Annotated in this window: 14 protein-coding genes; all 14 read right to left on the reverse strand. The window is 50.8% G+C overall.

Annotated elements, in window-relative coordinates; genetic code table 11:
• A partial coding sequence (locus tag HWQ67_RS06010) for a CheR family methyltransferase (protein WP_218251757.1) occupies nt 1–507 on the reverse strand: 507 nt, incomplete at its 3' end.
• Complete coding sequence (locus tag HWQ67_RS06015) at nt 504–2,357, reverse strand: HEAT repeat domain-containing protein (RefSeq protein ID WP_218251759.1); 1,854 nt, start codon at nt 2,355–2,357, stop codon at nt 504–506. The genes HWQ67_RS06010 and HWQ67_RS06015, both read right to left, overlap by 4 nt.
• 58 nt (nt 2,358–2,415) lie before the next feature.
• On the reverse strand, nt 2,416–3,159 hold the full coding sequence (locus HWQ67_RS06020; RefSeq protein ID WP_218251760.1) for a sigma-70 family RNA polymerase sigma factor: 744 nt from the start codon (nt 3,157–3,159) through the stop codon (nt 2,416–2,418).
• Nucleotides 3,160–3,161: 2 nt separating this feature from the next.
• Nucleotides 3,162–3,998 (reverse strand): MinD/ParA family protein, encoded by an 837-nt coding sequence (locus HWQ67_RS06025; RefSeq protein ID WP_218251761.1) that lies wholly within the window; start codon nt 3,996–3,998, stop codon nt 3,162–3,164.
• Nucleotides 3,999–5,225, reverse strand: coding sequence for a flagellar biosynthesis protein FlhF (flhF, locus tag HWQ67_RS06030; RefSeq protein ID WP_218251762.1), 1,227 nt, complete (start codon nt 5,223–5,225; stop codon nt 3,999–4,001).
• Nucleotides 5,215–7,269: a flagellar biosynthesis protein FlhA gene (flhA, locus tag HWQ67_RS06035; RefSeq protein WP_218251763.1), complete on the reverse strand. Its 2,055-nt coding sequence runs from the start codon at nt 7,267–7,269 to the stop codon at nt 5,215–5,217. The genes flhF and flhA overlap by 11 nt, the downstream gene beginning before the upstream one ends.
• A gap of 39 nt (nt 7,270–7,308) precedes the next feature.
• Nucleotides 7,309–8,349 (reverse strand): flagellar biosynthesis protein FlhB, encoded by a 1,041-nt coding sequence (flhB, locus tag HWQ67_RS06040; protein WP_218251764.1) that lies wholly within the window; start codon nt 8,347–8,349, stop codon nt 7,309–7,311.
• 2 nt (nt 8,350–8,351) lie between these two features.
• Nucleotides 8,352–9,149, reverse strand: a complete 798-nt coding sequence (locus tag HWQ67_RS06045; protein ID WP_218251765.1) for a flagellar biosynthetic protein FliR — start codon at nt 9,147–9,149, stop codon at nt 8,352–8,354.
• Nucleotides 9,150–9,162: 13 nt separating this feature from the next.
• Nucleotides 9,163–9,432, reverse strand: coding sequence for a flagellar biosynthesis protein FliQ (gene fliQ / locus HWQ67_RS06050; RefSeq protein ID WP_218251767.1), 270 nt, complete (start codon nt 9,430–9,432; stop codon nt 9,163–9,165).
• Nucleotides 9,429–10,076 (reverse strand): flagellar type III secretion system pore protein FliP, encoded by a 648-nt coding sequence (gene fliP / locus HWQ67_RS06055; RefSeq protein ID WP_425340704.1) that lies wholly within the window; start codon nt 10,074–10,076, stop codon nt 9,429–9,431. Before fliP ends, fliQ begins: the two co-directional genes overlap by 4 nt.
• Nucleotides 10,057–10,347 carry a FliO/MopB family protein gene (locus HWQ67_RS06060; RefSeq protein WP_218251770.1) on the reverse strand — a complete coding sequence of 97 codons (291 nt, stop codon included), beginning with the start codon at nt 10,345–10,347 and terminating at the stop codon, nt 10,057–10,059. The genes fliP and HWQ67_RS06060 overlap by 20 nt, the downstream gene beginning before the upstream one ends.
• Nucleotides 10,344–10,649 carry a flagellar motor switch protein FliN gene (gene fliN, locus HWQ67_RS06065; protein ID WP_218251771.1) on the reverse strand — a complete coding sequence of 102 codons (306 nt, stop codon included), beginning with the start codon at nt 10,647–10,649 and terminating at the stop codon, nt 10,344–10,346. The genes HWQ67_RS06060 and fliN overlap by 4 nt, the downstream gene beginning before the upstream one ends.
• Before the next feature lie 32 nt (nt 10,650–10,681).
• Nucleotides 10,682–11,650, reverse strand: a complete 969-nt coding sequence (gene fliM, locus HWQ67_RS06070; RefSeq protein WP_218251772.1) for a flagellar motor switch protein FliM — start codon at nt 11,648–11,650, stop codon at nt 10,682–10,684.
• Nucleotides 11,647–12,174, reverse strand: a 528-nt coding sequence (locus HWQ67_RS06075) for a flagellar basal body-associated FliL family protein (protein WP_218251775.1), incomplete at its 5' end; no start/stop codon positions are given. The genes HWQ67_RS06075 and fliM, both read right to left, overlap by 4 nt.

The raw sequence follows: 12,174 nt of genomic DNA on the forward strand, positions 1-12,174 counted from the left end.
TATATAGAGTTCCGGTATATTTCTTATGGCATACTGACCGTAGCTGGCTTCCTGTGCCCTTGCGATTACCACGTCGCTGATATCGGAGGCCAGGACATCGAATCTCACGGTGCATGTTTTTGGGTTTTCCATGAGCATCATTGCCATTGTATAGGGTTCTTCGCCGGTTGAACAGGCTGCCGACCATATCTTCACTGTCTGGAGTTTTCTCTCTTCTTTTATTTTGGGTATCACCTGTTGCACCAGGACGTCCAATTGCTGAACCTCACGGAAAAAAAAAGTTTCGTTTGTTGTAATCTTATCATACAGTACCTTTATTTCGTTTTTATCTGTGTTGTACTTTAGCAGGTAGAAGTAGTCTTCGTAGCTGCCGATCTTTTTTTCCTCAAGTCTCTTAGACAATCTGTTTTCGATGAAATATTTCTTTGTATCCGGTATATATATTCCGGTGCTGTCATAGATAAAGTCTCTGATATCCTTAAAGGTTTCATCCTTGAGCACCATCATAGGGACTGTATGGCCTCCTCGGCCTTCATCCTGATGGAGGCATTGGGATGGTCTCTCATCGGCAACAGGGCGTTATAGGCGTCTATGCTGCCGATCTTGACAAGGGCCTCGATGGCGCCAAGTACCACGAGGGGTTCGGGGTCACGCAAGGCGGCTATCAGGTCAGCCAGGTGTTCCGGTGCCCTGTTGTTTGCAATTGCCTTGATGGCATAGAATCTCACCCACATGTCCGTATCGTGCATGGCGTTTAACAGTGCATCAGAGAGGCTGCTCGACTGTCCCAGCCCCATAACGGCCACCTTTCGTATCTGCGCACTTGGGTCGGTGAGGGCATCTTCGAGTCTTTTTTGCGCCTCTGGCAACTTGAAGGACGACAATCGTGCAAGGGCGGCTGCCTTGACGCCTTCACTCTTATCGTAGGAGAGTCTCATGATGAGCTGTATATCCTTACCGTATTTGGCGACATATGTCTTTATGTTAGTGGGGTACCCTTCTATGTCTTTGAGGAAGTCTTCACTGCCCAGATACAGCAGGGCCTGGACAGACTCTTCTATGACGTCCTCGCAGCGTTCGTTTCTGAGCAGTTGTGCCACAGGCTCGTATGCCCGGATGTTTCCGATCTTGCGCAGGGCATAGACTACCTGTAATTTCATGTGACAGTCATCGTCCTTGAGGGCTTCTATGAGGGCCTCCACGCAACGCTCATCGGCTATGCTGACAAGGGACTTTGCCGCTCCGCGTCTGATATCCCTGAAGGGGCCTCTCAAGAGGTCTATAAGTTCCTGCGTGGCTGCCGTACACTTGAATCTGCCTATTAACTCTACCAGCAAGGTCTTGGCCCTGAAGCGCAGGGAGACCTTTTCCCTGAGTATACCGATGAGGCTATCGCAGTCGGCAATCTCAGCCAGGGCGTCAATGACGGCACGATAGCGTTCGTCTTCTTCCGGATACGATGTATCCAGGGAGCCGGCAAGCTCTATGAGCGTTAAAAGTACCCGCTTGTCCTTGAGGGCCTTTAGACCTTTGATAGCCGTTAGTTTTTCCTCCCAATCGTCGTCGTTTAGCATGTTGATCAATTCATCGGCGATATAGCCCATATCGGGTTCAATCCCGAGGTTGACCAGGCTCTTGACGGCCACTGCCCTGTTAAAGCTGTCCAGGTTCTGGATGCAGTAGATCAAGGCGTCTTTGGACTCCTTTGACGGTATCTTGCCCAGGGTTTCAAGGGCTGCATATCGTATCACGTTTGAATTGCTTCTGAACAGGCGGAATATGGAGTTGACGGCACGTTCTGCGCTCATCTTGCCGATGGCTTCAAGGGCTGCAAAAACCACCCATTCTTCGGCGTCGCACAGTGCCGCCTCAAGGTACTCTACGGCACTCCTGTCCCCCAGCAGACCAAGGGAGCGACATGCCGCCGCCCGTACATTGGGATTTACATCCCTCAGCAACGGCAACACCCTATCAATATCCACATCGGTCTTTATATCGCCCATGAGGTCAAGGGCAAACTTTCTGATATCTTCGTCCTTGTCCAGCAGCAGGTTGTCCAGGAAGGGGACTGTGACCGTACCCAGCTCCCTGAGGATCACCAGGGCGGCATTTCTCTGTGCCGGGCCCCTTCTGAGCACCGGGATTGTCATATAGGCCACCACCTCGCCACCGATCTTTATCAGTGCCTGCATGGCGGCATCCTGCACGGCGGCATTGGTGTCGGACAGTGCCCTGATCAGGGGGTAGATGGCCCGTTCGTCGCCATCTGAGAGCATCGTGGCCGCAGCGCGCCTGTCAGAGGCGTCTGTGCCGCCTAATTTTCTGATCAGCGAATAGAGTTTTTTTGTCTGTAACATTAAGTCCCTGTATATTATATGATTTTTTTACCGTAAAAGAAAAGGTTTTTTTTATATCTCAGAGGGGATTGCTGGCCGTAAGCATTGCCTTCATCCGCAGTATTGCCTGACTGTGTAACTGACACACCCTGCCTTCTGAGAGGCTGAGTACCTTGCCGATTTCCTTCATTGTCAGTTCGTCCCAGTAGTACAGCGACAGTACCATTTTTTCCTTGTACGGCAGACCGTCTATCAGGCGGGCGAGGGTGTTGCGCTGGGACAGCTCTATCAGTTGGGCGAGCGGGTCCTTGCCGGAGGTATCCGGGATGTTGTCTACCATGTTGATGTCTTCGCCGCCGGAGAGTTTACCGCTGAAGTCCTCAAATCTCAGTGTGATTACGCTGTCGGCGTCTTTGAGTATTTTATAGTAACCATCCAGGGATATTTTGAGTTCTGCTGCCACTTCTTCGTCCTCGGGGGCACGGCCCAGTGTTTTTTCGAGGTTTACGAACACTCCTTTGAGTTCGCAGACCTTTTCCTTGAGCGACCTTGAGGCCGTATCGAAGTTCCTGAGTTCATCGAGCATTGCCCCCTTGATCCGGAACTCGGCAAATGTCTTGAGTTTGGATTTTGTTGGGTCGTAATTTTCCAGGGCATCCAGGAGTCCTATAATTCCGACGCTTATGAGGTCGTCTACGGTCAGTTGAGGCGGTATCCGGTTTAGCAACCTGAAGGCGGTATACTTAATAAACGGCAGGAAATCCTTTATTACCTCCTCCCTCTGATCGTTGCTGATCTCAGCCTTATATACCTTTGTACCCATGGTTATCTCTTTGTCGATTCAGAGGATGATGACAGGAGGTTGCCTATGAAAAATTGCAGCGACCCCTTGACCCTTACCTTTGACTTGCTAAGGATTTTTTTGGCCAGTTCCGCAACCTTTTTGGATGCCTTGCTATCGGGGAAGGCTTCGACAAAGGCCTTCTGTGCCTTCACGGCCTTGACCACGGCATTGTCGCGGGGGATGAATCCGAGGTAATCCAGCGATATGTGCAGGAACTTCTCCGCCGCCGTCAGCAGTCTCTTAAACACATCCTTGGCCTCGGTTTCGTCTTCGGCGGAGTTTACGAGGACGTTGAGGCTCTTTTCCTGGTACCGCGTATAGAGCACCTTTATCAACGCATATGCGTCGGCAATGGAGGTGGGGTCGGGCGAGGTCACGATGATTATCTCCTGGGCTGCGATACAGAAGAATGCCACGTTTTCCGATATCCCTGCCGCCGTATCTATCAAGAGCACATTTATGTCTTCCTCAAGTGACTCGAACTCCTCAAGGAACCTCAGACGCTGAAACTCATCCAGCGAAGTCATCTCCTGCACCCCGGAGGTGGCAGGCAGCACCTTGATACCGTAGGGACCCTCAACAACGATATCCTTGAGCTTCATTTCACCATCGAGCACGTGCTGGATGTTATACCTTGGTGCCAGATGCAGCAACACGTCTATGTTGCTCAACCCCAGGTCGGCATCCAGGATCAGCACCTTGCAACCCTCCTTTTGGAGCGCTATGGCCAGATTTGCCACCACGTTGGTCTTACCGACACCGCCCTTGCCGCTGGCCACGGCTATGGTCCTGACATGGGTTTGTCCTAAAATCGCCATCTACAGCACTCCTTTTTTGAGTATCAGGTTTGCCAGCAGGTCTACCGTGGCAAACTCTATATCGTCGGGGACCTTCTGACCCGTGGTCAGGTACGCTATAGGCTTCTGGTAGGTCATCAAAAGGTTGTAGATGGAGCCAAATCTCACGGCCTCATCCACCTTGGTAAAGCCCAGATAGTTTATGGGAAGTCTCCTGTAATACCTGTATGCCTCCGTCAGAAACTCGTCGTCGCTGTTGACACTCATAATCAGGTGCAACTCAAGGGGCACCTCCGTCTGACATATGTCGTTTATGCCCTCGAGGTATTCCTCGTCCTTTGGGCTTCTGCCCGTGGTATCTATGTAGATAACATCCTTGGTCTCTGCATATCTCATCAGGTTGCTTTTGAGCTCCTTTGTGTTTGTCACTACCGACAGTGGTATGCCCAGTATTCTGGCGTATATTCTCACCTGTTCTACGGCGCCTATTCTGTACGTATCGAGGTTTATTATAGCCGCCTTTTTGCCTTCCTTTATCGAGTTGGCCGCCAGCTTGGCAACGGTGGTGGTCTTGCCAACGCCCGTGGGGCCAAGGAGCATTATGGCCTTCATATCGCTGCCGCGTTTTTTCACCTTCAGGTTACCCAGCAGCAGGGGCAGCACGTCATTTACGTCGCGTGCCTTCTCACATAAGAGTATAGCATATTCCTCTCTTATTGACCTCTCCCTCAGAAAGTATAACAACATTCGCTTTTTGGGGGGAAGGGCCATTTCGTAGCCGAGATTTTTCATATCCTGGAGGGTGTCCCGGAGGCTTTCTATCTCACCCTTGATATCTTCAGTGAGTCGTTTGACCAGGAGTTTGAAGTCGGCCGTGTAGGTTTCGGCTATTTTTACCTTTGGGTCCGGTGCGGGGGTGACCATTTTTGCCGGTGGGTCTTCCTTGGGGGAGTTCTCCTGCGCACTCTGTGGAGTTTGTACGGGGGCTGGGGGTTCTGTCGGTTTGGGTTTAACGGGGGCTGCTTTACCGGCGCTGTCTTTTCTGAGATGGTCTTTATGCACCTCTCTTTTATCGTTGATGGGCCTTATCTTATTGATGTCGTAGTCAACGGCCGCTGTTACTTCGACAAAAGGGGTGTCTCCGCCTTTTTCCTCCGTTGAGAGGATTATGGCGTCTTCGCTGAGTTCCTTTTTGACCAGCACAAGGGCCTCGGCAAAGGTCTTAGCCTGATATTTCTTAATCTTCATACCTTACCACTCCTAATGAGTATAGTCTTGCCGTAGAGGAAATCTCTGCATTAGACAGCACCACCACCGATGGTATAAATTTCTCCACAAGTTTCCTTAAATATCTCCTTACGTGAGAGGAGCACAGTATCACTGGCTGCACGCCCTTAAAGTTGTCGCTGTTTATCAGGCTTTCAATCCCTCTCACTATCTTGTTTACGACGTCGGGATTTATGGCCTCTCCCGTCTGCACGCTTCTGGAGAGCATTGTCTCAAACCGGGGGTCCAGCGTAAAGACCGGCACGTTGCCCTCCTGGGTTGAGTACTGCTTGGTGATGTGTCGTGACAACGACTGTCTCACCAGCTCTGTCAGCATCTCCGTGTCCTTTATTGATGGTGCGTAATCGATCACGGTTTCCAGTATAGTTATTATATCATTAATGGGTACTCTTTCTCTCAACAATCCCTGAAGGATGCGTTGCACCCCTCCAAGGCTGATATGTACCGGGATCAGTTCATCCACGAGTTTGGGATAGGTCTTGGAGACGTTGTCGAGGATATTCTGCACCTCGGAGCGGCTGAGGAGCTCCCAACTGGATTTCCTGATAAGTTCCGTCAGGTGAGTGGCGATCACCGTTGGCGTATCCACGACCATGTAGCCCTCCACCTGTGCCCGCTGGATGGTTGGTTCATCGATCCAGTATGCCGGTAGTCCGAAGGCCGGTTCTCTGGCGGGGATGCCCTCTATTTTTTCGGACTCGTCGGGGGCCACAGCCAGCCAGTAGCCCATCATGACCTCGTTGCGCGTTATCTCTATGCCCCTGATCATAAAGCTGTACTCATGGGGTCTTAACTGCAAGTTGTCCCGTATATGCACGGGGGGGATGACAAAGCCGATCTCCCTGGCCAGTTGTCTTCTCATTGCCTTTATCTTGGACAGGAGTTCACCCTTGGTCTCCTCCACCAGCGGGATAAGTCCGTAGCCTATTTCCAGGGTAAGGGGGTCAAGCTCAAGGAAGGATTCAATCCGTGGTTCCTCCGCAGCAGCTTCCGTGGGGGCAGCGCCGGCAGCGGCCTCTTTCTTGGTTGTTGCACTCACCAGGTAGGCAAAGCCGGCTGCCGAACCCGCTATGAGTATAAACGGAAGATGTGGCAAACCGGGCACCAGGGCAAGGGCAAACAGAATCCCGGAGGCCGTAAACAATGCCTTGGGGTTGATCAGCACCTGCCGGGCTATGTCCTGACCTATGTCGGAGTCCTTACCGGCACGGCTGACCACTATACCTGCCGCCGTCGATATCAGCAGCGCAGGTATCTGTGTCACGAGACCGTCACCGACAGTCAGGATCGTATAGGTCTTGAGCGCCTCCACTATGGGTAATCCCCTCTGCAGCACTCCGATTATCAGACCACCCACTATGTTTATGGCCGTTATGATAAGACCCGCTATGGCATCACCTCTGACGAACTTGCTGGCTCCGTCCATAGCGCCGTAGAAGTCTGCCTCCTGGGATATGACTTCACGTCTGCGTCTGGCGTCCTTTTCGTTTATCAGACCGGCGTTGAGGTCGGCATCAATTGCCATCTGCTTACCGGGCATAGCGTCGAGGGTAAATCTCGCCGCAACCTCGGCTATTCTGCCCGAACCCTTTGTGATAACTACAAAGTTCACGATCACCAGGATCAGGAATATGATCAGACCCACGGCATAGTTGCCACCAACCACGAAGTTACCAAAGGACATGACAACCGTACCGGCTGACTCTATGCCCTCGTGTCCCTTTAACAGAACCAGTCTAGTTGTGGCAATGTTGAGCGACAGACGGTACAGGGTGGTTATCAGCAAGAGGGTCGGAAATACCGAAAAATCAAGCGGTTTCTGCACATACACACTGGTGATGATTATCACCACCGCAAGCGCTATCGATATCGACAACAACAGGTCAAGCAGGATCGGAGGCAACGGCAGGAGCATTACACCCAGGATCGCAACAATAGCAACGGAGACTATAATCTCGGCACGCTCTCTTAACAGCTTCAGTATAAAGCTCATCACCCTATCCATGCTTAACACCCTCCCATAAAGTGAAGTGAAACATATTTTTCATGCTGCCCCCGCCCCCTTGAGTTTGAATATGTAGGCCAATATCTTTGCAACCGCCTTGTATAGTTCAGGCGGGATGAATGTATTTATTTCGAGTTTAAACAGTGTCCTGGCCAGGGGTTTGTCCTCCACTACCGGGATGCCATTTTCCCTGGCGATCTCCCTGAGTCGTTCGGCGATGTAGCCACTGCCCTTTGCGATCAATTTTGGGGCGATCATCTCACGCTCCTTGTATCGTAGGGCGACGGCCAGGTGTGTGGGGTTGGTTATAATCACGGTGGCCTTGGGCACTTCTGCCATCATACGTTTTCTTGCCTGCTCTCTCTGGATGCTCCTTATCCTTGATTTTATCTTGGGGTCGCCCTCGGTTTCCTTAAATTCTTCTTTTATCTCTTCCTTGCTCATCTTGATGGACTTCTCAAACCGCCACTTCTCAAAGACATAGCTCACTGCTGCAATTATAAACAGATACAGGAAACCATACAGGAGCGCCTCCTTGATAAAACCCATTGATATGTAGGCTACCTGTCTGAGCTCCATCCTCGAGACGTTGGGCAGCTCTCGGATATCATGCTTGATCAACTGGTAGAAGATAATGCCGCCAACCAGGAACTTGAGCAACGACTTCAGGAAGTCTATCAGACCGTTAAACGAAAACAACCTCTTGAGTCCTTCCAGGGGGTTGAGCTTGGAGAGATTGAGTTCCATGGGTTTCATGAAGAACCCTACCTGGGCAACGTCCGAAAACACTGCCAGGGCCATGACGGCAATAAAAAACGGCATAAGCAGTGTTATAACCTTCACCATGGCAACCCTCGTAGCTGTAAAGGGGTCCATGCCGTATTGCAGGGATAAGAACTTAGTGAGCACATCTGTCGTATTGTTATAGAAGTAGTTACCGCCAAAATGCACCACCAACAAGACGCCGGCCATTCCTGCCAGGGCGGTGACCTCACGGCTTTTGGCTGTTTGTCCTTTTTCTCTTGCCCTCTGCCGCCGTCGCGGCGTGGCTTGTTCGGACCTTTCGTCTTGTTCCGGCATCCCTACCCTTTGCCCATGAGCAGGACCTTGTGCATCTCATATTTCAGGTTCTCAAATATGTCGCTTACTACCTGGAAAAAGGGCGGTATGGACAGCAGCATAACCGTAAAACCCACGATGATAAACAGCGGAAAGCTCACAAAGAATATGTTTATCTGTGGTGAGGCCTTGTACAGAAATCCAAGCAGGAAGTTCAGTACCACCATTGCGATCATCACCGGCGCCCCCAGCTTGATGGCAATGATAAAGACCTTGAGGCCGCCAAACATTCCGTATATCATCAGCTTATCGATGTTTACCTGACCCGGCGGTACGACTTCGAAGCTCTTGGCGAATATGTATATGAGGTCGTGGTGTGCGTCCATGGCAAAGAACAACAGAGAAACCAGGATGCCGAGCATTCTGGAGACCTCCGCCGACTGGCCAAACTCCGGGTCAAAGCTGGTTGCTATAGAGAGTGCCATGCCGTTACTGATCATCTGTCCTGCCATGTTTACGGCGATAAAGGCCAGTCTCACTGCCCCGCCCAGGAGCATGGACAGTACGATCTCACGTGCTATGAGGCTGAAATAGTTGCTACCGGCCTTTACTTCGAAGTGTACTACCGGTGTCAGCACAAAGGCCAGGGCCACTGCTATGCCCAGCTTAAACTGTGCCGGTGAGTTGCTGCTGCTAAAGAGCGGCATCATTGCCATAAAGATGCTTGTCCGTAAGAGTATCAGCACGAATATGCCTATCTGCTTTGAGACAAGCTCGGAGTTGAGCACCTCTATAATGTTCATATTCATGTTTATGTTCATATCGATATGTTTTTCATTTAGCGTATAGTGGCAATTTTTCTATGAGGTTGACCGTAAAGGTGATCATGGTGCGTGCCAGCCACGGCATCAGCAGGAAGATGCAGGCAAAGACGGCAAGTATCTTGGGTACAAAGGTCAGCGTAAACTCCTGTATCTGAGTGATGGCCTGAAAGAAGCTGACCAACAGTCCAACCACCATGCTCACCATGAGCATCGGGCCGGCCACCATCAAGAGTGTTTTGAACACATCACCGGAGATGTCCCTTACAATTTCTACGGTCATTGGAAGCTCCGTATCAGCGTACCCACTACGAGGTTCCAGCCGTCAACGAGCACAAACAGCAGGAGCTTAAAGGGCAGCGATATCATTACCGGGGGCACCATCATCATACCCATGGAGAGCATCACGCTGGCCACCACCATGTCTATTATAATAAAGGGCAGGTACAGCAAGAAGCCCATTTCAAACGCCGTCTTGAGTTCGCTGATTGCAAATGCCGGCACCACCACCTTGATCGGTGTATCCATTGGTTTTTCCGGTGTATCCATCTTTGACAGTCTTAGAAACAGGGCCAGGTCTTTCTGTCTTGTCTGTTTGAGCATGAAGCCCTTGACGGGTTCTTCGGCGCGTTTAAAGGCTTCTCCGAGGGTTATTTTTTTATCGAGCAGGGGGGTCAGGGAGTCCTTTGCCAGGACGTCAAGCGTGGGGGTCATTATGAGCATGGTTATAAAGATTGACAGGCCGATGACCACAACGTTTGGTGGGATTTGTTGTCCGCCGATGGCCTGTCTCAAAAACGACAACACGATCACGACCCGCGTAAAGGACGTAAACATCACAAGCATTGACGGTATCACCGACAGGAAGCTGATAAGGACAAACATCGATATCAGCGGATGGTCTATGTTAAATACGTTGTTGTTCATCATCAGCTTTCTGGCCTGCCTCCTTTTCTGGAATGCTTTTTCCACTGAGGGTCGTAAGGAGCCTGAAATCAGTAGGTGTAACCCCGACTATCAACACCTCCGCACCAACCTTCACAGCCGCTATCCCCTTTTTCGGGCCCAGAGAGACGTACTCCAGGATGTTTATCAGACCGGCCTTCTTCTGTCTTTTCTTAAGCATATATGCAATGCCATATATGAGAAAGACTACACCGCCAAGGGCCAGCAACATCTGAAGCAGGACGTCCGTCATTTCAACTGCTTTAGTCTGTCCGTAGGGCTAACGATATCCGTGAGTCTTATGCCGAACTTTTCGTTAACGACTACCACCTCACCCCTTGCAATGACTTTATTGTTGATGAGCATCTCCAGCGGTTCCCCGGCCAACTTGTCAAGTTCCACGACGGAACCCTGACCCAACTGCAGGAGGTCGTTGATTAACATCTTGGTTCTGCCTATCTCTACAGTGATCGTAAGTGGTATGTCAAGGAGGAACCTTATATCCCTGAATCCTTCCTCACTGCTGCCGCCTTCAAACTCCTGAAACACATCCATCTTTTTTTATCGCCTCCTTAATCGTTAGTCGTCTATGTAATGGCGCCTAGTATCTTTACTGCCTGGGTACCTTTTCTCACGCCCGTGGTACACCGGAACTTGGGTATACCCTCAACCTTAAATATCAACTCATCCGTCAGGGACTTCCCGAGGTTGATTACATCCCCCGGACGCATGTGCAGCAGGTCATCCACCGTCAGCTCCACATTGCCCAGGTCCACGCTGACCTCCACGTAGGACTCAATGAGTATGTCCTTGAGGCGATTGACCCACCGCTGGTCGGTCTCCATCTTTTCGGCCTGTATGCCCGAGTACAGTTTCTCCTTGACAGGCTCTATGATCGAGTATGGGATACAGAAGTACATCTTGCCGGTGAAATCCTCCACCTCTATATGCACCTCCACCTTGATAATAACCTCCGTGGGTGTCACGATTGTGACAAACTGCGGGTTCATTTCAGACCCCACGTGTTCGGGCTGGACGTTGGCAAGCCCTCGCCAGGCAAGGGCAAAGTCCTTGAGCACCATGCTGACCACCTTTTTGATGATCCGCTGCTCTATGGGCGTGAAGTACCGGCCCTCAGACTTCGTATTGCGTGCCGTTGTTGCCCCAAAAAAGTACTCCACAAAGGCAAACACCGCAGGGGCACTTATCACAAACAGCGAATAACCCTTCAACGGCTCCATCTTGAATATATTGATGCTGGAGGGCAACGGCAGCGTCTTCATAAACTCACTGAACTTCATCATCTCAACACCGTGTATGTTGACATCGACAAACTTCATGATGATGGTTGAGATGGAGTTCCTGAAGAACCTTGCAAATCGCTCATTGGCTATCTCAAGCCCCGGCATCCTCCCACGGATAATACGCTCCTGACTGGTGAGGTCGTATATCTTGGCATCGGCTTCATCAGAGACGCCCGTCTCAGTCTCGACGGCGCCCGCCTGCACCCCCTTTAACAGGGCGTCTATTTCGTCTTGTGAAAGTATCTTGTTCATTGCACTACAAAATCCGTAAAATAAACGTTCTTTATGATCTCGCCTCCGATGGTTTGGTTGAACTTGAACAACATCTCATCCTTCAACTGCATCTTACCCTCGGAACCCGACACCGCCTCCAGCGACTTACCGCTTAACAGGAACACTACGGCATCTCTGAGCATAGGCAACCTGTCCTTAATGAAAGGCTCGTCTTTCTTTGAGGCTATTTCCAACTGCACCGTTACCTTCATGTACCTTCCGGCATCGACGAGATTCACCACAAAGGGGTCAAGCGGTACAAGCGTAGGAGGACCTTCCTCGTGCTTGGCCTTCTCCTCGTGGCCGCCACCAGCCTCTTGTCCCGCACCTTCTTTCTTCTTGCCCATCAGTTTCGTGTATGCGAGAAACCCTCCTCCTCCCAAGACCAGCAGAACACCGACTATTATGATTATTAACTTTGTACTTAGTTTCGACTTCTTCTTTTCATCTGCCGGTGTTGTCTCTACACTGTCATCGCGCTCTTCAGCCATTAACTCAAACCC

It is taken from the genome of Candidatus Magnetobacterium casense, assembly GCF_019173545.1.
Classification (GTDB): Bacteria; Nitrospirota; Thermodesulfovibrionia; order Thermodesulfovibrionales; family Magnetobacteriaceae; genus Magnetobacterium; species Magnetobacterium cryptolimnobacter.

Excerpts from the sequence above, each read along its gene's own strand:
- flhB (WP_218251764.1), bottom strand. The coding sequence starts at position 8,349 with ATGCCGGAACAAGACGAAAGGTCCGAACAAGCCACGCCGCGACGGCGG.
- HWQ67_RS06060 (WP_218251770.1), bottom strand. The coding sequence starts at position 10,347 with ATGACGGACGTCCTGCTTCAGATGTTGCTGGCCCTTGGCGGTGTAGTC.
- fliQ (WP_218251767.1), bottom strand. The coding sequence starts at position 9,432 with ATGACCGTAGAAATTGTAAGGGACATCTCCGGTGATGTGTTCAAAACA.
- flhF (WP_218251762.1), bottom strand. The coding sequence starts at position 5,225 with ATGAAGATTAAGAAATATCAGGCTAAGACCTTTGCCGAGGCCCTTGTG.
- HWQ67_RS06025 (WP_218251761.1), bottom strand. The coding sequence starts at position 3,998 with ATGGCGATTTTAGGACAAACCCATGTCAGGACCATAGCCGTGGCCAGC.
- flhA (WP_218251763.1), bottom strand. The coding sequence starts at position 7,269 with ATGGATAGGGTGATGAGCTTTATACTGAAGCTGTTAAGAGAGCGTGCC.
- fliP (WP_425340704.1), bottom strand. The coding sequence starts at position 10,076 with ATGAACAACAACGTATTTAACATAGACCATCCGCTGATATCGATGTTT.
- fliN (WP_218251771.1), bottom strand. The coding sequence starts at position 10,649 with ATGGATGTGTTTCAGGAGTTTGAAGGCGGCAGCAGTGAGGAAGGATTC.
- HWQ67_RS06020 (WP_218251760.1), bottom strand. The coding sequence starts at position 3,159 with ATGGGTACAAAGGTATATAAGGCTGAGATCAGCAACGATCAGAGGGAG.
- HWQ67_RS06045 (WP_218251765.1), bottom strand. The coding sequence starts at position 9,149 with ATGAACATAAACATGAATATGAACATTATAGAGGTGCTCAACTCCGAG.
- HWQ67_RS06015 (WP_218251759.1), bottom strand. The coding sequence starts at position 2,357 with ATGTTACAGACAAAAAAACTCTATTCGCTGATCAGAAAATTAGGCGGC.
- fliM (WP_218251772.1), bottom strand. The coding sequence starts at position 11,650 with ATGAACAAGATACTTTCACAAGACGAAATAGACGCCCTGTTAAAGGGG.